Source organism: Lentilitoribacter sp. EG35 (assembly GCF_040784015.1).
Lineage (GTDB): Bacteria > Pseudomonadota > Alphaproteobacteria > Rhizobiales > Rhizobiaceae > Lentilitoribacter.
The window spans coordinates 78774-103028 of record NZ_JBFNGQ010000003.1 but is presented as its reverse complement, the minus strand read 5'-3'; the positions used below and the strand labels follow the sequence as shown (position 1 = coordinate 103028).

23 protein-coding genes and 2 pseudogenes are annotated in these 24255 nt (G+C 44.1%); 8 read left to right on the top strand and 17 right to left on the bottom strand.

Going from position 1 to position 24255, the window contains the following annotated elements; translation table 11 throughout:
- The first annotated feature begins 21 nt into the window (after nt 1-21).
- From AB2J24_RS06810 to AB2J24_RS06790, 5 genes are read left to right on the top strand one after another with little or no spacing between them, the layout of a single operon-like run.
- Nucleotides 22-1530 carry a sugar ABC transporter ATP-binding protein gene (locus AB2J24_RS06810; RefSeq protein ID WP_367384929.1) on the top strand — a complete coding sequence of 503 codons (1509 nt, stop codon included), beginning with the start codon at nt 22-24 and terminating at the stop codon, nt 1528-1530.
- Nucleotides 1527-2507, top strand: a complete 981-nt coding sequence (locus AB2J24_RS06805) for an ABC transporter permease (protein WP_367384928.1) — start codon at nt 1527-1529, stop codon at nt 2505-2507. Before AB2J24_RS06810 ends, AB2J24_RS06805 begins: the two co-directional genes overlap by 4 nt.
- Nucleotides 2504-3508, top strand: coding sequence for an ABC transporter permease (locus tag AB2J24_RS06800; protein WP_367384927.1), 1005 nt, complete (start codon nt 2504-2506; stop codon nt 3506-3508). The genes AB2J24_RS06805 and AB2J24_RS06800 overlap by 4 nt, the downstream gene beginning before the upstream one ends.
- 2 nt (nt 3509-3510) lie before the next feature.
- Nucleotides 3511-3831, top strand: a complete 321-nt coding sequence (gene rhaM / locus AB2J24_RS06795; RefSeq protein WP_174244235.1) for an L-rhamnose mutarotase — start codon at nt 3511-3513, stop codon at nt 3829-3831.
- Between the two features lie 5 nt (nt 3832-3836).
- Nucleotides 3837-5228 (top strand): FGGY-family carbohydrate kinase, encoded by a 1392-nt coding sequence (locus tag AB2J24_RS06790; RefSeq protein WP_367384926.1) that lies wholly within the window; start codon nt 3837-3839, stop codon nt 5226-5228.
- On the opposite strand, the pseudogene AB2J24_RS19890 reads toward AB2J24_RS06790, so the two are convergent.
- A pseudogene (locus AB2J24_RS19890) lies at nt 5189-5528 on the bottom strand (DDE-type integrase/transposase/recombinase); the annotation flags it as partial. The gene AB2J24_RS06790 and the pseudogene AB2J24_RS19890 sit on opposite strands and share 40 nt — an antisense overlap.
- 122 nt (nt 5529-5650) lie before the next feature.
- On the opposite strand from AB2J24_RS19890, the gene AB2J24_RS06785 reads away from it, so the two are divergent.
- A complete protein-coding gene (locus AB2J24_RS06785; protein WP_162651515.1) occupies nt 5651-6649 on the top strand; it encodes an alcohol dehydrogenase catalytic domain-containing protein in 999 nt (332 codons plus the stop codon).
- 310 nt (nt 6650-6959) lie between these two features.
- Here the strand turns inward: AB2J24_RS06785 and AB2J24_RS06780 are convergent.
- From AB2J24_RS06780 to AB2J24_RS06710, 15 genes and pseudogenes are all read right to left on the bottom strand, one after another.
- A pseudogene (locus AB2J24_RS06780) lies at nt 6960-7112 on the bottom strand (IS6 family transposase); the annotation flags it as partial.
- A gap of 64 nt (nt 7113-7176) precedes the next feature.
- Complete coding sequence (locus AB2J24_RS06775) at nt 7177-7887, bottom strand: RraA family protein (RefSeq protein ID WP_367384925.1); 711 nt, start codon at nt 7885-7887, stop codon at nt 7177-7179.
- Between the two features lie 8 nt (nt 7888-7895).
- Nucleotides 7896-8591, bottom strand: coding sequence for an alpha/beta fold hydrolase (locus AB2J24_RS06770; RefSeq protein WP_367384924.1), 696 nt, complete (start codon nt 8589-8591; stop codon nt 7896-7898).
- Between the two features lie 5 nt (nt 8592-8596).
- Complete coding sequence (locus AB2J24_RS06765) at nt 8597-9733, bottom strand: cobalamin-independent methionine synthase II family protein (RefSeq protein WP_367384923.1); 1137 nt, start codon at nt 9731-9733, stop codon at nt 8597-8599.
- A gap of 17 nt (nt 9734-9750) precedes the next feature.
- On the bottom strand, nt 9751-10716 hold the full coding sequence (locus AB2J24_RS06760; protein WP_367384922.1) for a cupin domain-containing protein: 966 nt from the start codon (nt 10714-10716) through the stop codon (nt 9751-9753).
- 17 nt (nt 10717-10733) lie between these two features.
- Nucleotides 10734-11717, bottom strand: coding sequence for a nuclear transport factor 2 family protein (locus AB2J24_RS06755; RefSeq protein ID WP_367384921.1), 984 nt, complete (start codon nt 11715-11717; stop codon nt 10734-10736).
- A gap of 16 nt (nt 11718-11733) precedes the next feature.
- Complete coding sequence (locus tag AB2J24_RS06750) at nt 11734-12756, bottom strand: LacI family DNA-binding transcriptional regulator (RefSeq protein WP_367384920.1); 1023 nt, start codon at nt 12754-12756, stop codon at nt 11734-11736.
- Entirely contained in the window at nt 12749-13513 is a 765-nt protein-coding gene (locus AB2J24_RS06745) for an SDR family NAD(P)-dependent oxidoreductase (RefSeq protein WP_367384919.1), read from the bottom strand. The genes AB2J24_RS06750 and AB2J24_RS06745 overlap by 8 nt, the downstream gene beginning before the upstream one ends.
- On the bottom strand, nt 13513-14826 hold the full coding sequence (gene hisD, locus AB2J24_RS06740) for a histidinol dehydrogenase (protein WP_367385167.1): 1314 nt from the start codon (nt 14824-14826) through the stop codon (nt 13513-13515). The genes AB2J24_RS06745 and hisD overlap by 1 nt, the downstream gene beginning before the upstream one ends.
- A gap of 63 nt (nt 14827-14889) precedes the next feature.
- Nucleotides 14890-15384 (bottom strand): ester cyclase, encoded by a 495-nt coding sequence (locus AB2J24_RS06735; RefSeq protein WP_162651507.1) that lies wholly within the window; start codon nt 15382-15384, stop codon nt 14890-14892.
- Nucleotides 15384-16385, bottom strand: a complete 1002-nt coding sequence (locus AB2J24_RS06730; RefSeq protein ID WP_367384918.1) for a hypothetical protein — start codon at nt 16383-16385, stop codon at nt 15384-15386. Before AB2J24_RS06730 ends, AB2J24_RS06735 begins: the two co-directional genes overlap by 1 nt.
- A gap of 17 nt (nt 16386-16402) precedes the next feature.
- Nucleotides 16403-17458, bottom strand: a complete 1056-nt coding sequence (locus AB2J24_RS06725; protein WP_162651505.1) for an ABC transporter ATP-binding protein — start codon at nt 17456-17458, stop codon at nt 16403-16405.
- 4 nt (nt 17459-17462) lie between these two features.
- Nucleotides 17463-18344 (bottom strand): carbohydrate ABC transporter permease, encoded by an 882-nt coding sequence (locus AB2J24_RS06720; protein ID WP_367384917.1) that lies wholly within the window; start codon nt 18342-18344, stop codon nt 17463-17465.
- A 4-nt stretch (nt 18345-18348) separates the two neighbouring features.
- Nucleotides 18349-19374, bottom strand: a complete 1026-nt coding sequence (locus AB2J24_RS06715; RefSeq protein WP_162651503.1) for a carbohydrate ABC transporter permease — start codon at nt 19372-19374, stop codon at nt 18349-18351.
- Nucleotides 19375-19648: 274 nt separating this feature from the next.
- On the bottom strand, nt 19649-20890 hold the full coding sequence (locus AB2J24_RS06710) for an ABC transporter substrate-binding protein (RefSeq protein WP_162651502.1): 1242 nt from the start codon (nt 20888-20890) through the stop codon (nt 19649-19651).
- A gap of 149 nt (nt 20891-21039) precedes the next feature.
- On the opposite strand from AB2J24_RS06710, the gene AB2J24_RS06705 reads away from it, so the two are divergent.
- Nucleotides 21040-22089 (top strand): ester cyclase, encoded by a 1050-nt coding sequence (locus AB2J24_RS06705; RefSeq protein WP_367384916.1) that lies wholly within the window; start codon nt 21040-21042, stop codon nt 22087-22089.
- 238 nt (nt 22090-22327) lie between these two features.
- Here the strand turns inward: AB2J24_RS06705 and AB2J24_RS06700 are convergent, their stop codons facing one another.
- Nucleotides 22328-22918, bottom strand: a complete 591-nt coding sequence (locus AB2J24_RS06700; RefSeq protein WP_162653520.1) for an ATP-dependent Clp protease proteolytic subunit — start codon at nt 22916-22918, stop codon at nt 22328-22330.
- 261 nt (nt 22919-23179) lie between these two features.
- Here AB2J24_RS06700 and AB2J24_RS06695 point away from each other — a divergent pair, with 261 nt between their 5' ends.
- Nucleotides 23180-24250: a TRAP transporter substrate-binding protein gene (locus tag AB2J24_RS06695; protein WP_367384915.1), complete on the top strand. Its 1071-nt coding sequence runs from the start codon at nt 23180-23182 to the stop codon at nt 24248-24250.
- The last annotated feature ends 5 nt before the right edge of the window (nt 24251-24255 follow it).

The following is a 24255-nucleotide window of genomic DNA, read 5'->3' as shown; positions in this document are numbered from 1 at the left end:
GACGAATTCATCGAGCTCTCAATGCAAAACTCAGTGATAAAATTATCTGGTATTAGCAAGTCTTTTCCTGGGGTAAAGGCACTACAAAACGTTGAGCTTGAGCTTTACCGTGGACAAGTTACCGCCCTTATTGGTGAAAATGGCGCTGGTAAATCGACTTTGGTAAAAACCATGACCGGCATTTACCAACCTGATGAAGGTGAAATTTCAGTCAATGGCAAAGTAGTGGTTCTCGGATCTGCACATGATGCTTTTTCGCATGGCATTACAGCGATCCACCAAGAAACCGTTCTATTTGATGAGATGAGTGTCGCGGAAAATATTTACCTTGGACACACACCCAAAACAAAGTTTAAAACCATTGATTGGAAAAAGCTCTATTCTGATGCGACAAGCATACTTAATGACATTGGCGCTCCGCATATTGATGCTCATACCAAATTGAAAGAAATTTCAATAGCAAACAAACATCTGGTTGCCGTTGCACGCGCGCTTTCTGTTGAAGCCGATATTGTCATTATGGACGAGCCAACAGCTGCGCTATCCCACAAGGAAATCGAAGATTTATTTAAGCTTGTCGACAAACTGAAAAGTGACGGCAAAGCCATTCTATTTATTTCTCATAAGTTTGATGAGATTTACAGAATTGCAGAGCGATATACCGTCTTTAGAGATGGTCAGATGGTTGGTTGTGGAATGCTCTCCGAAACCTCGCAAGATGAGATTGTACAAATGATGGTTGGACGATCTGTTGATCAAATCTTCCCCAAACGTAGCTCGTCCATTGGCGCCCCTGTGCTCCATATTGAAAATTATAATCATCCAACCGAATTTGCCGACATCAATTTTGAGCTTAACAGGGGTGAGATACTTGGATTCTATGGTCTGGTTGGTGCTGGGCGCAGCGAGCTCATGCAGGCGTTATTTGGAATAACCAGGCCTTCATCAGGAACACTAACGATAGCTGGTGAAGAAATCACGCTTAAAGGACCTGCGGACGCGGTGAAAGCAGGCATAGTTTATTTACCAGAAGAGCGCGGTAAACAAGGTGTTGTGCTAGATTTGCCAATCGTAGAAAACATCTCACTTCCTTCGTTGCATACAACATCGCGAAACGGTTTTTTGAGAATGGCAAATGAGCTCGCTTTAGCGAGGAAATATGCGGAACGGCTTGACCTGCGCGCCGCGTCATTAAGCCAGCATGCCGGAACATTATCAGGTGGCAATCAACAGAAAGTCGTTATTGCAAAATGGCTAGCAGTTGAACCCAACATTATCATTCTGGATGAACCAACAAAGGGGGTCGATATCGGTTCCAAAGCAGCCGTTCATTCATTTATGGCGGAACTCGTTGCTGAAGGGTTAAGCGTCATTATGGTCTCATCCGAGATACCGGAGGTCATGGGAATGAGCGATCGTATCATTGTCATGCGTGATGGTTTGATAGCCGAAGTTTTTCAAAATGATGATAGTTTAACTGCAGAAACACTGATCCGCTCTGCTGCCGGTATTGAGGAGCAAGTCGCATGAAATCGCTCCATCGGCATCATGAATTCTGGCTGATGTTGATCATCGCTTTGATGGTGGTCGGCACAACATTGCGATCACCTGGTTTTATATCAAGCCAAAAAATGATTGAAATATTTAACGATAGCTCGATGCTCATCATCTTAGCGTTGGGGCAAATGGCTGTCATTTTAACAAGATCCATCGATCTTTCCATGGCTTCAAACCTTGCCTTGTCAGGTATGATTGTTGCGCTAATTAATGCCGCATATCCTGAAGTACCTGTTCCCGTATTGATGTTAATCGCTACGAGTTGCGGGCTCATCATGGGTATTTTCAACGGTAGTCTTGTTTGGTGGCTTGGTATTCCTTCAATCGTCGTAACCCTAGGAACTTTAACCATTTATCGTGGAATTATTTTCGTATTGGCTGGCGGTAAATGGGTCAATGCTGATGCCTTTACTGAGAGTTTTATTCAGTATACGCGTGTTGAGTTTTTGGGCATACCGGCATTGTCATGGTACGCAATTATTATCGTTCTGGCATTTTTCATTTTTATGACCCGCACGTCGGCGGGCAGGTCTATCTACGCAATCGGTATTAACCCTAGTGCCGCATTGTATACTGGTATCAACATCGGCAAAACGCAATTCATGACGTTTTGCATCTCTGGTGCCCTATCCGGATTTTGCGGATATTTGTGGGTATCACGTTATGTGATTGGATCCGTTGAAGTGGCTAAAGGTTATGAGCTGGTTGTTGTAGCAGCCTGCGTTATTGGGGGCATCTCAATTGCGGGCGGGGTTGGAACTGTTATTGGAACAGTTTTGGGTGCTTTATTCCTTGGATTTATCAGCAATGCACTGCCAGTGATTGGAGTATCCCCATTTTGGCAGATGGCTATCTCGGGCGGAGCGATCATTCTTGCGGTGATCATTAATGCAAGCAGCCAAAAACAGGGCAAGCGAATAATCTTGAAAGATCGCGAGGTGCAATCATGAGTGATCTCAACCCTCAAACACGTCATATTGCAGATCAGCTTGAGAGCCCGCTAAAACTAGCTGTCTTTTCTTGGCCAAGCCTGTTGCTGATTGTCTCGATTGCTTTGTTTATTTTAAATACTTTCATGTCGCCCTATTTTTTGTCGGCATGGTCTTTGTCTGACGCAACATTTAACTTTACTGAAAAAGCCATCATCGCTTTTGCTATGGCACTTTTGATTATCTCAGGTGAAATCGATCTATCTGTCGCTGCAATCATCGCGCTCTCATCAACGATTATGGGATTGTGTCTGCAGCTCGGATTTGGAACGAGCGAACTTGTGTTGGTTGGCCTATTCGTCGGCGTTTTATGCGGAGCTTTCAACGGAACTCTTGTTGTAGGATTGGGCTTACCTTCAATTGTTGTTACGATTGGCACAATGTCATTTTTCCGAGGGATCTCATTTATTATCTTGGGAGATAAGGCATTTAACGGGTATCCAGCTGAATTCGCTTTTTTTGGCCAAGGTTATGTTTGGTGGGTGATCTCGTTTGAATTTGTGTTATTTCTGGTGGTTGCGCTGGCGTATTTCGTACTGTTGCATAAGACCAATTTTGGTCGTCAAATTTTTGTAATTGGCAATAATGCAACAGCCGCTCAATTCTCTGGTGTGCGGGTTAAACGCATCAAATTCATTCTGTTTTGTCTGGTTGGGTTAATGTCTGGTGTTGCGGCGGTATTATTAACATCAAGACTTGGGTCAACGCGGCCATCTATTGCGCAAGGATGGGAGCTTGAAGTCATCACTATGGTCGTGTTGGGTGGCATATCTATTCTGGGTGGATCTGGTACAATTCAAGGTGTTTTCATTGCTGCATTTATTATGGGCCTCATTAGTTTTGGATTAGGATTGCTCAACATTCCAGGTATTGTGATGTCTATATTTATAGGAGCTTTGCTCATCTTTGTTATCGCGCTTCCAATTATCGCTGGCAAACTCAAAAGCAGGCTAAAAGCATGACAATGAAAGACGAAAAAATCGGCTTTAAGATGTATCTCAATAGGGGGATGGCCAAAGAATACAAAAAGCGTCATGATGAGATTTTTCCCGAACTTGTAACGCTTTTAAAGGCATCTGGCATTTCGGACTATTCTATATTTTTAGATGAAGAGACAAATATACTTTTCGGTGTTTTATGGCGAAGTAAGAACCATACAATGGCTGATTTACCCAATACAGATATCATGAAAAATTGGTGGGCGCATATGGCGGATATCATGACAACTAATGATCAAAATGAACCTATCGCAGAAGACTTAAAACTCGTATTTCATATGGACTGAATTGGATGGTGCAGAGATCTGTAATTGCAGTTATTGATATCGGAAAGACCAATGCTAAGGTAGCGTTGGTTGATAGGGATTTACTAACAGAAGTTGCGGTTGTTACTCAGCCAAATCAAGTTTTACCAGCGCCGCCCTATCCACATTTTGATGTGGATAGTATCTATAAGTTCATTATTTCATCCCTTACAAAGTTTGCGACAGAGTTTGTTATAGTTGCCGTTTCGGTGACAACGCATGGCGCGTGTTGTGCGCTGATTGATGATAATGGTGAGCTGGCTACACCTGTCATGGATTATGAGTTTGAAGGTCTTGAAAGTACCAGTGACGCGTATGATGAAATCCGCCCAGAATTTAGTGAAACAGGCTCACCCAGGCTCGCAGTTGGCCTAAATCTAGGCGCGCAAATATTCTGGCTGTTCAACAATTTTCCGGAAATTAAAATACGAACCAAACATATTGTTACCTATGCTCAATACTGGAGTTTTCAGTTAACCGGAATTTTAAGAAACGAGCTCACGTCGCTTGGTTGTCATACAGACCTGTGGGATCCCAACCAGAGCAAGTATTCGTCAATGGTTTGCAAACTTGGTTGGCTTGATAAGATGGCGCCTGTGGCGAAGGCAAATGAACAGCTAGGGCCTGTTTTGCCTAAAGTTTCTTTACAAACTGGTCTACAACAGAATGTGCCTGTTTATTGCGGAATTCATGATTCAAATGCGTCGTTGTTACCGCACTTAGTTATGGAAAAAGAGCCGTTTTCTGTAGTGTCCACGGGGACCTGGGTTATTGCTATGGCTATTGACAGTGCACAAACTGAACTTGATCCAAAGCGGGACACGTTGATAAATGTAAACGGCTTTGGTGACCCGGTGCCATCCGCTCGGTTCATGGGAGGCCGCGAGTTTGAAGTTCTAATGGCAAATCGCAAACATAAGTTCGAGCCTGAGGACGTAGAATTTATCTTACAAAATAACGTGATTCTATTGCCATCTGTTATGCAAAATTCCGGTCCTTTTCAGGGGCGGCAGCACCACTGGACTGTTGAGCCAGCAAGGTTAAGTGACGGTCAATATTATGTCGCGGTTTCATATTATCTTGCAATGATGACTGCTAGCTGTCTTTCCTTGATTGGAGGAAAAGGTAAGAAAATTGTTGAAGGACCATTCTCCAAAAACGAGCTTTACTGCGATATGTTGGCAACTGCGACGTCCTCTCCTGTACAGCCTTCCCGTGGTACAGGAACCAGCATCGGCGCTGCGATATTAACTTTAGAAAATTATAATTCATCGACTGCGTTAAACCAGGAGCAATTTGAAACCTCTCAGTACCTTAAGAGCTATGCTGAGCGGTGGCTTCACATTGTTAAAGGGGATCGGCCACTGGTAATAAATTGACGTTTTCTCATCATGTGGGCAACCTCGATACCACCCAAGTATTGCTGATGCAGATTGAAAAGATTTGAAGCCTTTCACGGGCGGGTTAACTTCTTGATGAAAGAGCGACCCCGTTCAATTATGTTATTGAGATATATGACTTGCAGGATGTCAATTAATCAGAATCATCCATGCAACAGCAGCAAAAGATTCATGTTTTGTAATCCTGCAAGATTAGCACTACTCTTGTCTATCGCGATTTTTTGGCCAGCCGTTGTCTTTGATTATTTGAGCAAACAAATTGGTAGCTACGGCTTCATCGCTGTCGCTAAACCATGAAGTAAGGTTATTCAACTTGGCAATGCCTTTCCAAATGGTTATATTTAATCTGGACCAACGGGGCAGAACAAACAATTCACAGCTATCTTAAGGACTGGTGAGCAATGCGTGCAATAGTTTACACAGGTAAAAATGAAGTCTCCCTTTTGGAGCTTCCGGACCCAAAGCCGAATGAAGATGAAATTGTTGTTGATGTTCGCGCGAGTGGTATATGTGGCACGGACATTGAAGTCTTGCATGGCAATTATGGCTCGTCAGCATTCCCGGTTGTTCCAGGGCATGAATATACCGGTGTAATTTCAGATATTGGCTCCAATGTTAAAGGCTACCAATTAGGCGACAGGGTTGTAGTCGATCCCAATTTCGAATGTGGAAAATGCCGTGCTTGTTTAAATGGTCGGTCTAACCTTTGTGATGATTTGAAAGCGTATGGCGTTACACATCACGGCGGATTCGCAGAAAAAAGCGTTACAAAGAGTTCAGCCGTTCATTCTATCGGAGACTTGCCATTCGATGTGGCTGCGCTGGCTGAGCCGATGGGATGTATATTAAATGGATTGGGAGCCGCGCGGGCTGAAACTGCCAACAACGCTATAATATTTGGTGCAGGCCCGATTGGTTTACTACTAGCAATTGGGATGCGTGTTTTGGGTGTCAAAGATATCACATTGGCAGACCTAAATGAAGATCGCTTAAATTTTTCAGAAAATATGGGATTCAAATCAATCATGTCTGGCAGTGGCGAACTAACGCAAATGCACCAAAGCTTTGATCTGGTCGCTGATGCGACTGGAGTTCCTGCTGTGGCAGAAAAGTTGACACAATACATGGCTAATGGCGGAGTTGGTTTGTTCTTTGGTGTTTGCCCTACCAATGCGGACATCACCATCAAACCATTCGAGTTATTTCGACGTCAACTCAGTTTAGTCGGCTCTCATTCGCTCAACCACAATATTCCCAAGGCTTTGGATGTTATTCGCACATTTGGCAAGGATATTGGCCAATTAACCACACACAAAATGTCTTTAGAACAAGTAGCGGATGTCTTGAAAGGTAACACACCTAAGGACAGCATGAAGATTCAATGGAATAATATTAGTTGATGGATAATTTTTTCTGATTTAGGCGGGGCTTTTCAAATTGTACTATTTGGTTCTGCTTTGGAACAATTACCAGCTATGTTAAGCTATTTACCATCGCTTACAATGAAACTGAGAATTCTCTGCTATTAGGCTCCTTGTGAGGTCGATGTTCAATATGAGGCATGAATTGACGATGTGCAGCACCCTAGGATCCCAGTACTATCAGTGCCCATCCGTTAGGGTACCAATCCAGAAGGTGCCATAACAAACGCTTGGCAGCTTACGGTGCAATCAGCAGATATAACTCGGGCCGAACTTTATGCTCAGCGACAATGGTTTCATAGGAGAAGACAATCTCACGCTCAAGCAACATTTCCTCAACCAAACGAAGGCTCAATGGAAACCGAAAGTACAATCAAACGGCTCGTGCAATGATCTCGGGTTGAAAACAGGGATGTTTGTAACTGAGAGGTTCTTGGTTCATACAGCAGTTTCTAGAGCTGTAACCAATCCATCACGTTAGCGGAAGTTTCTTGTGCTCAAATTAGTTATGTTCTTGCAGCTTCAAAACTAGCCCAGATGTGTTCGAACTCTTCAAATGTAATGCGCTTACCATAAGTAGGTTCTAAAACAATTTTTTCAGTTCTAAGTAGCTTATTAATTGCTGCTTCAAGACCTCCTATAACAGACCGAGGAATTACAATTGCGCCATGACGATCTGCATGTATAAGATCATTATCTCTAACTCGCATACCAAAGATTTCGACTGGCTCTCCGACCGTTTTAACATGAACAAAACCGTGACTGGGGCCAATCGAGCCGGCTATCACCGTGAAATTCTCTGCCATATCACCAAGATCACGCATGACGCCATTTGTTAAGGCGCCAGACATTCCAAATGCTTTGTGTATATTCGTATTCACTTCACCCCAATAAGCACCAATTGCATGGGGGTAATCCATGTCCTCAATCACCGCTATGCTTGGAACCTCAACAAGCCCTTCTGTTACTGTAGACATATGTTTATAATAGGCCATTCGTCTTGCGCGGATAACATCTTTTGGCTCTTTCGACGGTTCAGTTGCAGCTATCTGTGCTGTACGCGCATACCCAACGATCGCACTTGTATTTACGTTAGAACACAACATAGTCCCACGGGTAAAATCACTAAAACCGCGCTGGCCTTGCGCAACTTCAATTGCATTGCATACTGTCGGTGTATCAACAGACGTTAGTAATTTAAAAAGTTCAGGTGTCATTTTGTTCTCTATTTATGTTCGAGCCAAGCATCAAGTGCGTCATTGACTTTGCTCGGCTGTTCTAATGTTGGTAAGTGACCCGCATCATCAATAAACGTTAACTGCGAACCTTTGATCAAACTATGCATTAATTCATGTCGTTCTACCGGGCACAATAAATCCTCTCGCCCACCTAGTATGAGAGAGGGGATAGAAATATCTGCAAGAACGTTTTGATAATCTGGCCTATCACGTAGAGCTATTGATTGATTGACGAAAGCTTCGTCGCCCAATTTTTTTGCCATCGCCATACATAATTCAAGTATCGCTGGCTTTTGTGGGCTATCGACTAGATAATTTGGTTTCATCTCATCGCGCATTACCTCAGTAAGACAGCCGTTTTTTACCTTCTGGATTTGTGGACCGCGACGTAGCTTAACATGTTCGCTTTCAGCGATTGGATTTGTATCTAATAGAGCTAAGTGGGTGACCCGCTTACGTGCCTGTTTCACAACTTCCATCGCTACGATACCGCCCATGGAAAGTCCCAAAAGAGCAAATTTTGCAGGTGCTTTTTCTAAAACGTTTTTAGCTATTGCTTCGATAGATTGGTATTCATGAATTGGCAGAACGCGCACGTCATATTGCCCCCTAAGGTGGGCGGTCTGCGACGAAAATAATCTTTCATCGCACATCATTCCGGGTAACATGATCAGGGTTCTCAAAACTCTTATCCTTGCTGAGAGTTTATAAGTTTTACACCATCAGACATAGATTTTAGTTTGGCATATGCGATATCTGGGTCAACTGTGCCAAATCCTGCAAAAGTGCCGAACCCGCAATCAGATCCTGCAATGACACGATCAGCGCCAACTATATCGACAAAACGTTCGACACGTTGTGCCACAAGCTCGGGGTGCTCAACGAAGTTTGTTGTTGTGTCAAGCACACCTGGTACAAGCACTTTATCCTCTGGAATTTCATCCTTGCGATCACGAAAGACTGTCCACTCATGAGCATGACGTGGGTTTGATGTTTCAAACAAAATATATCTGGCTTTTGTTTTCATTAATGTCGGGAAAACCTTTTCCATATCTATATCGCAGACATGCGGTCCTTCATAGTTACCCCAGCAGATATGCAGCCGTACTTTTTCTTGTGGAACATCGCGTAGCGCGTAGTTGAGTGCCTCAACATGCATGTTTGCGATTTTGATAAACTCGTCGTCAGATAAGTCTGCAAATAACATGTGTCGTGAGAGTGCCAAATCAGGGCAATCAAGCTGTACATCTAATCCTGCAGCAACGATTGTTTCATATTCGGCCTTCATGACATCAGCCAGAGCTTCAAGATAAGCGGCACGATCAGCATAGTACTCATTCTGCAGGAAAAGTGAAATCACTCCGGGGGAGGCGGCATTCATAAAGCCGCGTTTAGCTCCGTGTTCAGCCATTGCGTTTTTCAGATTGTTGATATCTTTATTTAGTTCATCTTGGCCTTTAGATTTCACTTCGCCTGTGCATTTTGGTCGGGCGTATTGTGGTGTACCACCATCATCAGAAAGACGTTGTAAAAAGCCCGGAAAAAGCTTCAGATCACCTGGGGCATTGCGATCACTATCTCCAGAAAACCCGGTATAACGGTCCTTTACATAAGTTGCGTACGATATTTTTGAGGTTTCACCGTCAGAAACGATATCAACGCCAGCTTCCACTTGCCTGCGCACAGTTTCTGAGCATGCATTTGTCATACAGGCATCAAATTCTGCCTGATCAAATGGCTTGTCATGTTCACGTGCAAAGATGAAATCAACAACGTCTTGAGTACGTGGTAATGAGCCGACATGCGTAGTCTTTACTTTGGTCATTTGTCTTCCTTAAAATTCTAAGCAGCTTGTGTCGCGCCAGCCGGATCATCATTGCTCAAAATGCGATAAAGGCTAGCCTCACCACTCATTGATGGCTCTAAGCTGTGTGATAGATTTGGTGGTACGGCGCATGTGTCGCCGGGAGCTAAGATGCTTTCGCCACCATCCCATGTTAATTTCCAATGTCCCCGCATAATCATTAAAATTTCGTGGTTCTCTAGTGCATAACGTTCGGTGCTGATTGAGTGCCTGGAAAGTAGCTCAATATCAAATCCAGGTTTATCCTGTAGCAATGCGCCATCGCCAATAACTTTGACGGGCTGCTTATCTGACAATGCCATTAAGTCCCAATAACGAGCCACAAAATCGCGCACTACATCCTGGGTGGATGGTTCTGGAATTTTCGCGAGTTCTTCTTTTGTCATTAACGGCATCGGTTTGATGTCATCAGGCAAATTTTGCCCCTTTTTCGTGTCATAGAGTTTGCCATTTTCGCCAAGCACTAATCCATGACCGGATGCGTCTTCAATCACTTGTGGTGCCCAGTCTACGCCACCGCCTGCATCATCTCCGCCTAGAACAGCCATAATCATACCGTAGTCTGTTCCTATGTTTTCAAACCCGCGGAATACACCCGTTGGAATATTAAAAATGTCACCTTCTTCCAATACGACTTCACCAGCATCACCCCAACGACCCCAGAAAAACCGCCATCTGCCTTTAAGCACAAAAAATACCTCAGCAGTGGTATGTGTATGAAGTGAATTTCGGCACTTTGGCGGCTGGCCAGCAGCACCAATATTAAAACCCGGTGTTTCTTTGATATGCACATGTTGGTCAGGACTTTCAGAAACGCCACCACCGATGATAGTGAAGTTTTCTTTCTGGTCGGAACCTGGTGTATGCGCATCTATGAAAGCTGTCTTACATGGCTTTAATTCACCATAGCGAACAATCCGCTGGTCCATTTCCTGGGGTGTCATTTTACTCTCCAAATATATCAATTATTTTGCATTAGAATTTGTTTCCAAATCGCAATTTCATCGTAAAGTGCATATTCACGACGGATAGAGCTGCCATCGTTTCCAAACGGGCCATATTCTGCGTGACACATTCCCATCACATGGATATCTGCGCCCGTTGGCTTGCCGAAGGAACCCCAGCCATCATGCTTGCCATCTAGCGACCAGCGTATCGCCGCACGTGGTGACAACATATCTCCATCTAAGCCTATTTGATGGTGAATCTTGAAGTCAGCATTTGGAAATGAAGACCGAAGCCCCATCCAAAAATCATTTACCGATCCGTGCGAAATCCCGGTTTGCGATCCTGCATATTCGGTTAATACCGCTCGGTCATAATGATCAGGGATAATATTAAATTCATTTGCCATCATTCTAGACAAAGTGGACGCATATTTTTTGCCCCATTCATTGTCATTGCCGCGCGAATGATATCCGCCATCTACATCAATTTCAGGAGTAAAAGGTTTTGCGCATTTATCCACGCCACCTTCCGCTTTAATTAGTTTTTTCGCAAACTTCCTTGGCTCGTGACCAAGTTGACGAACTATGCCGCCGTAATCTCGGATCAACCATTCATCAAAAATTGCGTTATCTTTAGCAGCACAATCGGCTATAATTCGGTAAGTTAACTTCTTACCTGTTGCTTTGCCGAATAGGCCATCGTGGCTATGAGTAGCTGTTGAAACTATGCGATGCGATGATAATAAAGCTGTCTCCGGTGTACCGCTCCATATAACATCTTCACCATAGAGGGTTCGATCGGGAAATTCGCGCAAGGTTGCCATCGTCGCTGCCATAACGGGCGTATTGCCGATGGAAATTCCCATAGGAGATCGTACCGGAATATCATCTGTATAATAATGGTTCAGCGTACCAATACCACGACCTTCCCATATTTCTTTTGTTATCCCGATGATGTAATCTGGAAAGTCTTTCCAGCGGCTATCAAAACCATGCATTATGTATTCCTAAGCTTTACTCTTCGACCCATTTATGAGGAACGCGCGCTGATTTACGGATCATCAAAGGGCTGTCAATTTCAATTTTTTGCGGTGTAATATCTTCGCCGCGGATACGTTTCATCAAAGTTGAAACTGTTGCATCCACCATTCTGTTAGCGGGTTGGCGAATTGTAGTTAGTGAAAAACTTGGCCAGCTTGCAATCTCGACATCATCATATCCGATGATTGATACATCCTGAGGTATTTTAAGTTTAAATTCATCACGTAGGCACTCCATAACAGCAATAGCCATGTGATCGTTAGTAACAAAAATTGCATCTGGAACAATATCCCGATTGAACATCTGACGTGTTGCTTCCTGGGTTTCATCAAACTGGAAATTACCAACTTCGCGTGCGAACAATGTCACACCTTCTTCTTCCATTTTTGACATAAAGCCGGCTTCACGGTCACGCTGTGTAGATGCGCCTTCCCACCCGGCAATATGAGCAATACGTTCATGTTTTCCGGCTATGAGGAATTCTGCAATTTTTCGTCCACCTTCGTAATTTGTAGATGTTACTGATGAAAAGCGATCATCATCTTGGCGGCGGTTAAATAGAACAACAGGAACACCGACAGCATCGCAACGCGCGGCCAGGTCTGAAGATACAGCGACGGACGCCAATACTATTCCCTCAACTTGGTAGTCTAGTAGATCTTGCATCAACTTATCAATATTATCACCATTTGAGGCCATAAAAACAAGAACGTGATAACCTTCAACTTGCAAAGCTTTAGATAGTTTCTCGACGGCCTCTGGATAAAACTGATTGTCAAAATAGGCGACCACAAGCCCGATGATCTTTGAATTTCCCGTGATCAGTGAACGCGCTAATACATTGGGGCGATACCCTAATTCGTCAGCAGCCTTCTTGACCTTTTCAGCCATCTTAGGCGATGCGCTCGCGCCGGGGGAGAAGACTCGCGAAACGGCTGACTGGCTTACGCCAGCACGCTGAGCAACGTCAAATGAAGTAACGGCTTCTTTACCCAACGGTCCACCCTCCATCTACGAGAAGCGACGTTCCCGTAACTAAGGATGAAGCATCCGATGCGAGGTAAACTACTGCGCCCATAATATCTTCAATCTCTCCAACGCGGCCGAGTTTAATTTTTTCTTCAATCCAGGCAACGCGATTTGGATCATCGAAAGTAGCTTGAGTCATCGGTGTGCGAACAAATGTCGGACAAATTGTATTAATGCGGATGCCTAAAGGACCAAATTCCATGGCCATGGATTTTGTAAAACCTTCAACCGCATGTTTTGTAGCGCAATATACGGCGCGGTCGATACCGCCCACATGGGCCATTTGAGACGAAATATTTACAAGAGAGCCGGGCTTGCCTATCTTTTTAAGTTTCTTAGCAACGCTCTGCGTAAGAAAGTAGGCAGATTTCACATTTAGATCGTTGACGAAATCAAAATCGTCAACCTTTGTTTCCAGTGCCGGACTATGACGCGCGCCGCCTGCAGAATTGACAAGTATATCAAATGTATCCTGCTCGTCGATGCTTGCTTGCATATTAGCGATATCTGAAACATCTAATTGCAATGCTTCTGTGCTTAGCCCTTTTGCATTTACAGCATCTACAGCCTCAATGAGCTTCGGCAAAGTGCGTGCTGCCATCACAACATGTGCGCCAGCTTCTGCAAGTGCGACAGCTGCCCCCAGCCCAATGCCAGATGACGCACCTGTAACTAACGCGCGTTTGCCATCTAAACGAAATGAAGGTGTGCTAGGTAAATGCATTATTCTGCTGCAACCTCCGCGCTATCTTTTGGTTCTGCTGCCTCACCATAAGGAATATTGCGACCACCATAACGACGAACGCGAATATTGCATTGTTCAGCATGGCCGACAAACCCTTCAAGCATGCAAAGACGCGAACCGTATTCGCCAATCATTGCTGCTGCTTCATCGGTTGTTATTTTTTGGTAGGAATGCGTTTTAAGGAATTTACCAACCCAAAGACCACCCGTATATCGGCCAGCTTTTTTGGTCGGCAAGGTATGATTTGTGCCGATAACTTTGTCGCCATTGGCGACATTTGTGCGTGGGCCTAAGAAGAGGGCGCCATAGGAGTGCATGTTTTCCAAGAACCAATCATCACGATCCGTCATTACCTGCACATGTTCTGATGCTACATCATTGGCAACTTCCAGCATTTCATCATAAGTTTCACAAACGATGATTTCGCCATATTCTTCCCATGAAACCTTCGCAGTTCCAGCTGTTGGTAGAATAGTCAAAATACGATTAATCTCAGAACGTGTTTCTTCTGCTAATTTTTTTGAATTCGTCAAAAGAACAGCAGGTGAATTGTAGCCGTGTTCTGCTTGACCAAGAAGGTCAGTGGCGCAGAGTTCTGCATCCACGCTCTCATCCGCAATGATCATGGTTTCTGTTGGGCCAGCGAACAAATCAATGCCAACGCGTCCGAAGAGTTGGCGTTTTGCTTCTGCAACAAACGCATTGCCCGGGCCAACAAGCATATGAACAGGCTCTATTGTCTCCGTGCCTATTGCCATTGCGCCAACGGCTTGAATGCCGCCTAGTACGTATATTTCATGTGCACCACCTAAATGCATCGCTGCAATAACGGCTGGGTTTGGTTCACCATTAAATGGTGGTGTCATAGCCACAATACGGGGAACACCGGCGACTGAGGCCGTTGCAACAGACATATGAGCGGAAGCCACCATTGGAAACTTACCACCTGGTACATAACAACCAACAGACTGAACGGGGATGTTTTTGTGACCCAAGGTAACACCCGGCATTGTTTCTACTTCTACATCATGCATTGAGTCACGTTGCACTTGTGCAAAATTACGAACTTGTTCTTGTGCAAATTTAATGTCCGCAAGTTCGCGCGATGTGAGCTTTGCGATCAATGCATCAATATCAATCTGACTTAATTTGAAGCTCTCAGGTGAATATTTATCAAAACTTTCCGACATTGAACGGACAGCTTTATCGCCTTCGGCTTCGATCTGTCTAAGCGCATTCGAGACGATTTTCTCTACTTTATCATTTTCGATTGCACGGTCTGCTTCTGCCATGCCACGCTTTAAATACTCAATCACATTCGTCTCCTTATGCACCCAACCATCAGAGTGACTAATCTATTCAGGATGTAAGGGTGTTTTCTCACCCGTATCAAAGGTTTCCCAACCTTGGCCGTTAAATGCATCTACACCGAGTTGTGCGAGCACCTTTGCAAAGTCAACAGAAACCCAATTATCTTCAATGCGCCCATCCGTAACCTTCCAGAAATCCATATATGGAATGTCCACGCGCTTACCTGTCGCTGGTATGCCCATAAATTCGCCAGAATGCGTACCTTCAATATAGCCAAAGCATGATGCCCATTCCCCATCAACTAAGAACTTTTCTGTCTTATAAACTCGATCTGTGAAGGCAGCTCGCAATGGCAATTGCCAATTATTGCGAAATTCTTTGAGGTTGTTTTTTGTGCCGCAACCTTGATTGCCCATCCAGCGAAAACTCTCATGAAAATGATCTTCCATAGTGTTGGAATTGGAGGCAAGCGCCTCTTCCATAGCTTTGATAGCTGCCAATGTTGCTTGGCTTTTCTTTACATGTTCTTCAGCACTCATTATTCGTTTTTTTCCTTCAAATTTTCAAACAGATCATATCCCATTTGTAAAAGCACGTGCGGGATGTCGACAAAAACCCAGTTCTCAACCAAAAGATCTCCGTCTCTGCGCCACCAATCGCAAACCCGCATAAATAATAATTTGTCCGTTGAAGGTTGATCCAAAAACGGCTTAACCTGAAACGCGTTCAACGATGGCCACCCACCGGAGCAGACATAGTTTCCATCAGCGGTCCGAATAAAGTGCTTAGTTTGGCTCCCCTCGGTAGCGCCTCCAACCCAGCTTGAAAAACAATTTTCAAACGGGACTTGAAAACCTGCAAAATTTTCCTTGCCGATAAAACTGCCAAAGGCCGCTGGTCCGTACCACATCATATTGTCATGCCAATATGGGCGCCATGCTTCATCTGGGGTATTAAGTTGACGCAACATATCCGTCACCATGTTTAGAGAAACCTTGCTCTCAGCATTATCCGCATCATTCAGCAAAATACCGTCATGGCTCGCCGGACCCATTAAAAGCCCTGTATGCCCAGGCTTAACCGCAGGTCCATGTGATAGAGGCCATTGACCTGAGGCCATCATTAATTCCGGGATATCGACATAGATATAACTCTGAACAATTTTACCATTATCCATCTTATGAAACTCACCGACGCGTAGATAAGTGAGGCGATCACTGGCTTTAATGCCAAGCCAATTGTTCCGGAAATGCCCTGCATAGTATCCAGTAGAGGACACCCAATCATCACTTTCATACGAACCTGCCATCAGAATATAATCTGTGCGATACAGCCCTTCAAAGGCATCCATCAACGGTTTTAGGAAACGTTCGTAATAGGCATTTGGGCCAGACATATCATTGAATGGGTGTACAATATTGATATCGGCATTTTCTGCAAATATGCATTCGACAGCGCTGAGATAACCCTCCTCATTGGGGTATTTAAAAGCATCTAAATAAGCTTTATAAGTCAGTTTATTTTGAAGGTGAGACGTCATATTCTCATATTTTCCTATCAGCTATCGGCGACTCGTTCACCAGTTTCACTATCAAATAAATGGCAGATTTCTGGCGCAATCGTGTAGTGCACATGATCACCGATGTTTGCTCGGTACTCTTTTCCAGCTTTGACCGATAGCAAAACGCCGTTAATTCGAACTGTTACCATGGTGGCATCACCGAGTAATTCCATGGAGTAAACTGGTGCACTTATCGAGCTACTAACATCCGCTATGCCGGCGTCTTCCGCACGATAACCAAGAGTGATTTTGCCGTTATGCTTTTTTGTTAAACCGGAAATCTTTACGTTACTTGTCGTAAATGTACCGTCTTTAAGTTCACCCTCAATCAAGTTCATCGCAGGTGAACCAATGAAGCTAGCAACAAATGTATTTTGTGGCTTGTCATAAATATCTACTGGTGTGCCGACCTGCTGAACTTTACCCTTATTCATCACTACAACGCGGTCCGCCAAAGTCATTGCTTCGATCTGATCATGCGTTACATAAATTGTTGTAACAGCAAGCTCGTGATGCAGGTTTTTGATTTGAGCGCGTGTTGAAACGCGCAACTTGGCATCAAGGTTGGATAACGGCTCATCCATCAAAAATACTTGTGGTTTGCGAACGATAGCCCGCGCAAGTGCCACCCGCTGGCGCTGCCCGCCTGACAATTCTGCGGGACGACGATGCGTGAAGTCATTTAATTCCACCATGTCAACGGCGCGTTGAACGCGCTCCTCATGCATTGCAGGATCAACTTTACGAACTTTGAGCGGGAAACGTATATTTTCCCAAACCGTCATGTTCGGATATAGGCCATAACTTTGGAATACCATGGCAATATCTCTGTCTTTTGGTTCAAGATCGTTGACAACTTTATCTCCGATTTGGATCTCTCCAGATGTCACATCTTCAAGCCCAGCAATCATTCGCATCGTTGTTGTCTTGCCGCAGCCAGACGGGCCGAGCAACACTAGAAACTCTTTGTCTGCAATTTCAAGATTGAATTCATGCACTCCGACAAAATTGCCCCAGCGCTTGTTGACTTTTTTCAAACTAATATTGGCCATTGAATTAACCTTTAACTGCGCCAGCGGTCAGACCACTAACAATTTGACGTTGGAAGAACATGACAAGAATGAATACCGGCACAGTAGCAGATACCACCGCAGCAACGGCAAACATCACATTCCCCTCGGTTTGCGTTGTACCCATGAAACTCGCAATTTTTGGAACCATGGTTTGATTTTCTTTTGCAAGAAGCATGGCTGTGACAGCGAAGTCATTATAGGCCAACAAAAATGAGAATAATCCGGTTGTGATAACACCCGGCCACATGACTGGTATGATGACATAGCGGAAAGCTTGGAACCTTGTGCAACCGTCAACCATGGCGCTTTCATCAAGGTCTTTTGGGATCTTGGTGAAGAATGAATGTAACATCCACAAGGTGAACGGTTGATTGATTGCCACCAATACAATGATTGAGGTTGGTAATATGCCCCAAAGGTTCCATTCATAAAATGGTAATAGATAACCGGAAACAAGTGTAATTGGTGGCACAGCACGAAAAATGAGCGCGATCATAAGAAGCCAAAACGCATATTTAAATGTCGAACGGGAAAGCGCGTAACCGCCAAGTGTTCCAATAGTAAGAGACGTTATGACGGTAAAAAAGCAAACGATGAATGTATTGAGAACTGCTCTCCAAAACTCCTCTTGTACCCAGGCCCCTTCATAGCCAGCACCCGTGAAAGCACTACCGGTTTCGGCAAACGTTCTCGTACCCGTTATGGCATCGGTCCAATCAGAGATAGAGAAGAAGTCAAGCTCAAATTTAAATGAACCCCAAAGCGTCCAAATGAATGGAAATGCAGCTAGGACTAACCAAATGGCAAGAAAGCCATAGGAGAAAAACTTTACTGTTGGTGATCTGCGCATTGCAACTGAAGACATGGATTCAAGCCTTTCTCGTAAAGTCGCGCCAAGTGCGGACAAGGACAGGTGAAAGCAAGATAGCAACGCCGATGACAGTCAAAACTGACGTTGTTGATGCAGAGGAAAGCAGTTTGATCTCCCCACTTAGATCATTATAAATAAACCATGATAATGATTGAGCGTGCGCCTCTGCATTAAACCCAACAATAGGTTCGAATACTTTGAAGTTATCCATTAATTGAATAAGCGCAACAAATGTGACGAGTGGCATAATATGCGGAATAACAACATAGCGGATGCGTTCCCACCTTGAAGCGCCGTCAATCATTGCTGATTCAAGCGTATCCTGTGGCAAGGTCTGCAAACCAGCGTAAAAAACAACAAAGGCGAATGGTGCTGAGTGCCACACACCGTAGACCATGAGCATGATCCATGTCAGCGTTGTCGATGCCTTAAGCGAGAGAGTTGGGTCGTCAAACAACCATTGCAGTGCAGAACCAAAAATACCGCGCGCATCGACCATCCAAAATAAAATAAGTGAACCTACAAGAGGATTAATGATCATGGGTAACAAAGAGAAAAAGATGATTAATCCTTTAATAGAGCCATGTAGCGAATTAACTGCAATTGCGATTGCGAAGCCAAGAACAATAAGAAGGGGGGTTACGATGAATGTATAACTCAGCGTAAAACCCATAGCTCTATAAAAGGGCAGATTATTAACGGCAGAAAGGAATTCACCAAAACTATCGGTACTGCTCCAAGCGTTAGTCACTTCACTTGCCGCTAGGTGGTTGCGATCAAGATAAATCGATAGGCCAGCAAACTTACCAAGCGGTTTTTCTTCGTTAAGTTGCGCCATCGCTTTCGTATCAATAATTGTCTCTTTCTTACAGCCAAACGGATCACAGTTTTCAACAGTCATAAATGCCTGTTCATGAGGCGTGAAAAGTGATTGAGTAACGATCGATACGATAGGCATCGCAATGAAAAGAACCATTGCAAGTGCTGTCGGCAGGATGAACCAAAAAAACGTTTTATGTTTCATTTGGCATCACCATAACTACGCAAATATGTATTTTCATAGTTCCCACTTCATTCCCTCCCGAATGCCGTTGCTCAAAATAATAGGGCTTTGCGACAATTCAATTTTTGAAAATGCTTGAAGACAAAAGCTTAGTTGACGGAAGACACAAAAAGCCCCTCGAGAAAAGCAACACGCTCATCTTGTGGTGAAGCCTAAGGTAACTTCAATTCAAACATTTTCGAAAAGTGAATATTCAGGGAGGCTCATCCAGCCTCCCTGGACTAAGTTCTATCTTCTATAGATAGCCTTTTTCTTTAGCTGCTGCCTTATATGCGGCCTCGACGTCAGCCAATGTTTTTGCAGCATCTTCTTTTCCTTGCAAGAAATCAGGGATTTCTGCACCAAGTGCTGTGTGAAGAAGACCTTGGAAAGGGACCATTGGGTATGGTGTGGAACCAGCTTGTGCAGCTGCAAATACGCCTTTAGCTGCATCAGTTGGCTCATAACCATCAATCAACCAAACGGCTTGCTTTGCAATTTCAGCGTTTGACATGAGTTCAGGTCGAATACCATTTTTCAGCGCAATAAATGTTGCCTCTGCATCAGCGTCTGATGTGTTTTTGGCAACGGTCCAGCCATCCCACCACAATGTAGTTGCAGGTGTTTCACCGCCAGCCACAGTCATCGGACCAGCTATCGCATAACCTGCCTTAACTTCGTCTGAAACTCCTTCGGCATCAAGTAGTGTTGCCGCGCGTGATCCCCACATATTCATCAATGCAACATTACCTGCACGATACTCGGCATTTGTCGCGTTTGAATCATGGGTAAGATAATCTGGGTTCATGTATGTAGTTAAAGACTTGAGCATTTCTAACGTAGCAATGCCTTTGTCATTGTTAATTGTGACTTCCGCAGAACCCGATTTAAAGAATTCACCACCATGGCCGATAAACATGTTTGTAAATTCTTGAGCTAAATTCCAGCCGGCTTTGTATGCACCACCTACAGGGTTTTCCATCAAGCCCATTGAGCGAATTTTTTCAGCTGCTGCCAACATCTCTTCGTATGTTGTTGGAACTTCAACACCTGCTTTTTCCAAAATATCGGCGCGATAAACAAGATGCTGAGCATTTGCCATGAATGCAACAGCCATGACTTGGCCATTAATTGTTATAAGTTGATTTTTCTTAAGATCGGCACCATGCTTTGCAACTAAATCATCCAATGGACGAATGACGTCACCATTCATGAGAGCAACAATAGATGAATTTGCAACAATAGCTGATGTATATTCGGCAGGATTGCCTGTCATGCCAGCGAGATTAATCTTTTGATGATCTGCCGTTAAATTGGTTTTAATTTCAATACCGTCTCCGGCACATGCCATGGCCTCTTTACCAACTGTTTGAATAGCTGGAAATTCATTGCCTACAATGTTTACACGACCGCCATCAATTCCGCATGCGGCGTGAGCAATAGCTGTGCTTGCCAGTAAAGTGGCAGCGACCAAACTAGATTTCAAAATTTTATTCATATTAATTCTCCCAATAAACTCATCAAAAATATAGAAATATCTTCATATTTCCTACATTTTGTGCATTCGTATGCATTAACGCTAACATTGCTTGCATACGAATGCAAGCCTAGTTATATGTTATGGGGATAACCAAGATAGGAACCGCAGTGAATCAAGATATTAGACGTGCTTTTTACCAACTATTACATGATCTTACAGAGTGCAGAGATCAAGATTTATCTCATTCATTGCAAGCGTTATATTCTAGCGATGTTGAATGGCGTGGTTCATATCCAATCAATGAAAAACGGGGTGTTGATGCTGTTTTTGAAGATGTTTGGCGGCCGCTTAAACATAGTTTTCCCGATCTAGAACGACGCGATCTGATTTTTATGGCAGGTAGCTATGAGGGGCGGGATTACATCGCAACAGTCGGTCATTTTTGTGGTAACTTTGAAAAAGACTGGCTTACAATTCCCGCAAATAACAATCCAACATATATTCGTTATGGCGAAGTTCATCAGGTTAAAGATGGTAAGATCGTTCAAAGTAATTGTCTCTGGGACATCTTGGATGTCATGCGTCAGGCGGGTTATTGGCCGCTGCCACCAAGTACTGGGTTGGAAGGACGTTGGGCAGGACCAAATACAGGTAATGGGATACAACTTTCGATAAGCCCTGAGGAATTATCTGCTGAGAATATGAAACAAACACTTTTGATGCAGAAATCACTTGGTGACAATAATGGACCTGAGCATTTCACTCGTGATGGCCTTATCAATATGGAGCAAAAAAACTATTGGCACCCAAAAATGATGTGGTATGGCCCAAGCGGCATTGGTACAACTCGGTCGTTAGCAGGATTTGTTGATTATCATCAGTTACCGTTTCGTCTTGCCTTTCCAAATCGGATGAGCAGTTCGCTTTGGGATGGCCATGAAGACCTGATGAAAGAGTTAAATGCTGGGCATTATATTCGCGTAGGTGATGGTGATTTTACGGTGACTGGTGGTTGGCCGAGCGTTGTTTCACCTCATGATGGCGAGTTCTTGGGCTCAGGCGCTACTGGCAAAATGTTGCAAATGCGTGTCATGGATTTCTATCATCATCACGAAGGCCTTATCAGAGAGAATTGGGTGCCGATTGATATTATATTTATGATGAAACAGATGGGCGTGGATGTTTTTCAACGTATGCACAATGAATGGAAACAATGAGAGGTTTGAAAATTGGCAAAAAACGGCGAAACATAATCATCGTTATTTCCCTTTGGGTTAACATTTGAAACTGAGCAGCAGTAATGTTTCCTTCTGGCGCAAATCTGCAGTCAGAAATTTCAGCTTAACGTAGAATTCGCCGCATTCGGTAAATTACCTCTTGAAGGTTTTCCATGGCAGACAAAAACCCGACTGTTTGCACAATCGGGTTTCTAAATTTCTTAACGTTTAAAGAAGCCTATTTTTTTGGAAGGTCGCTTTGTGCGTTGATCACCTGACCCAGAAGGCCGTATTTTATTGCTTCGTCAGTGTTTAACCAGAAGTCACGGTTTGTATCTTCGTGGATTTTTTCAGGTGTCTGGCCTGTTGCATCTGCAAAGAGTTGCTCAAAACGTTCTCGCATTTTTTGAATTTGATGAGCTTGAATTTCAATATCTGATGCCATGCCACCAACGCCGCCAGATGGTTGATGCAATAGGAAGCGCGTATTTGGCAGGCAATAACGATTTTCTTTTGCAGCGCCAACAAAGATAAGCGCGCCAGCACTTGCAACCCAGCCAGAACCAATTGTGCGTACAACTGGCTTGATGAACTTGATCATATCATGAACCATGTCACCGGATTCAACGTGGCCACCGGGTGAAGAGATGAACAGGTTGATCGGGTCGTCATTATCTTCCGCAAGAGCAAGAAGATGAGAAACAGCAGTGCGGGCAACTTTATCGTCGATACCACCTGTGATCAGCACATTGCGGCTTTTAAACAAAAGCTCAGCGACATGTCCGCTGCCAGCATCTTTGCCATCTTCTTTTTTGTCGTCTTTATCCATGTAAATCATCGATATCCTCGTTGAGATAGTTTTTAAATCTTAGCGATAACTCAATGCACAACATCTCTTAAAGCATCGCTAATGAATCACGTTAAATTTCTAGCCGAATGTAGGTATCATCACGTGCGATGTCCACAAAATCGGCAATTATTTGTCAATTAGCGTCAGGCATTTGGTTTTACTGCTCTCGTATGTGTCGGTAATTTGCAATAAATTGGCTACATCAAGATTGCGAACAGGCGGTGTTGTTGGCTATATGATGTGAATAATAATGTTGCTGTAGGAGACGTTGAAGTGAGAATTGTAAAAAGAGCGTTGATTGTTGGCGTGACCGCGTTGATGAGCGGGTTTGCGAGCAGTGCGCTTGCTGCTGAGTTTAATTTTTCAATCCATCACTTTTTAAGCCCAAAAGCTGGCACACATACAAAGATGATTGAGCCTTGGGTAAAAAATATCGAAGAAGCCTCTGGTGGACGGATTAAATTCGAGATTTTCCCTGCAATGGCATTGGGCGGAAAGCCGCCAGAGCTATATAATCAGGTTCGCGATGGCGTAGCGGATATTATCTGGACATTACCAGGCTACACACCTGGCGTTTTTCCCCGTGTTGAAGTGTTCGAACTGCCGAGTGTTCACAAAGGCAATGCGGTAGCTACAAATAAAGCCATTCAGGATTTGGCGGCTGATCTGGCAGAAGATTTTAAAGATATCCATCCGCTTCTTGTGCATGTTCATGCAGGAAATGCGCTGCACCTGACATCAAAAGACGTGCAGTCGCTTGCTGATATGAAGGGGCTTAAAGTTCGTTCTCCATCGCGTACAGGTGCATGGATGCTTGAGAGCTGGGGTGCAGAACCTGTAGGTATGCCAGTGCCAGCTTTGCCGCAAGCGCTTGCCAAAAACAATATAGATGGCGGTTTGATTCCGTTTGAGATTGCCATTCCGCTTAAAATTGCAGAATTGACTGATTATTCGGTTGAACTTAATGCAGGTCAGCGTTTTGGCACATCAACATTCTTGTTTGCTATGAATAAGGCCTCCTACAATTCTCTGCCCGATGATTTAAAGAAGGTCATCGATGATAATTCAGGCGCTGCTTTTGCAGATGCAATGGGCAAAGTATGGGATGATGTTGAGCCGATTGGCATTCAGCTTGCCAGAGATAAAGGCAATAAGGTCACTGCGTTGACGGCAGAAGCATCCGCAGAATTTGCAACAAAAGCTGAAATGGTTGGCGCGCGCTGGATCAAAGAAGTGTCCGGCAATGGTATCGATGGTGATGCTTTGATGGCAAAAGCAAAAGCTGCTATTGCTGCTCATTCTGACAAGTAATTTTA

Coding starts and splice junctions, on each gene's coding strand:
- AB2J24_RS06720 (WP_367384917.1), bottom strand. CDS start 18,344: ATGTCTTCAGTTGCAATGCGCAGATCACCAACAGTAAAGTTTTTCTCC.
- AB2J24_RS06745 (WP_367384919.1), bottom strand. CDS start 13,513: ATGCATTTACCTAGCACACCTTCATTTCGTTTAGATGGCAAACGCGCG.
- AB2J24_RS06700 (WP_162653520.1), bottom strand. CDS start 22,918: ATGGATAAAGACGACAAAAAAGAAGATGGCAAAGATGCTGGCAGCGGA.
- AB2J24_RS06710 (WP_162651502.1), bottom strand. CDS start 20,890: ATGAATAAAATTTTGAAATCTAGTTTGGTCGCTGCCACTTTACTGGCA.
- AB2J24_RS06810 (WP_367384929.1), top strand. CDS start 22: ATGCAAAACTCAGTGATAAAATTATCTGGTATTAGCAAGTCTTTTCCT.
- AB2J24_RS06715 (WP_162651503.1), bottom strand. CDS start 19,374: ATGAAACATAAAACGTTTTTTTGGTTCATCCTGCCGACAGCACTTGCA.
- AB2J24_RS06805 (WP_367384928.1), top strand. CDS start 1,527: ATGAAATCGCTCCATCGGCATCATGAATTCTGGCTGATGTTGATCATC.
- AB2J24_RS06735 (WP_162651507.1), bottom strand. CDS start 15,384: ATGAGTGCTGAAGAACATGTAAAGAAAAGCCAAGCAACATTGGCAGCT.
- AB2J24_RS06775 (WP_367384925.1), bottom strand. CDS start 7,887: ATGACACCTGAACTTTTTAAATTACTAACGTCTGTTGATACACCGACA.
- AB2J24_RS06800 (WP_367384927.1), top strand. CDS start 2,504: ATGAGTGATCTCAACCCTCAAACACGTCATATTGCAGATCAGCTTGAG.
- AB2J24_RS06785 (WP_162651515.1), top strand. CDS start 5,651: ATGCGTGCAATAGTTTACACAGGTAAAAATGAAGTCTCCCTTTTGGAG.
- hisD (WP_367385167.1), bottom strand. CDS start 14,826: ATGGCAGAAGCAGACCGTGCAATCGAAAATGATAAAGTAGAGAAAATC.
- AB2J24_RS06730 (WP_367384918.1), bottom strand. CDS start 16,385: ATGACGTCTCACCTTCAAAATAAACTGACTTATAAAGCTTATTTAGAT.
- AB2J24_RS06725 (WP_162651505.1), bottom strand. CDS start 17,458: ATGGCCAATATTAGTTTGAAAAAAGTCAACAAGCGCTGGGGCAATTTT.
- AB2J24_RS06755 (WP_367384921.1), bottom strand. CDS start 11,717: ATGCATGGTTTTGATAGCCGCTGGAAAGACTTTCCAGATTACATCATC.
- rhaM (WP_174244235.1), top strand. CDS start 3,511: ATGAAAGACGAAAAAATCGGCTTTAAGATGTATCTCAATAGGGGGATG.
- AB2J24_RS06760 (WP_367384922.1), bottom strand. CDS start 10,716: ATGACACCCCAGGAAATGGACCAGCGGATTGTTCGCTATGGTGAATTA.
- AB2J24_RS06790 (WP_367384926.1), top strand. CDS start 3,837: ATGGTGCAGAGATCTGTAATTGCAGTTATTGATATCGGAAAGACCAAT.
- AB2J24_RS06765 (WP_367384923.1), bottom strand. CDS start 9,733: ATGACCAAAGTAAAGACTACGCATGTCGGCTCATTACCACGTACTCAA.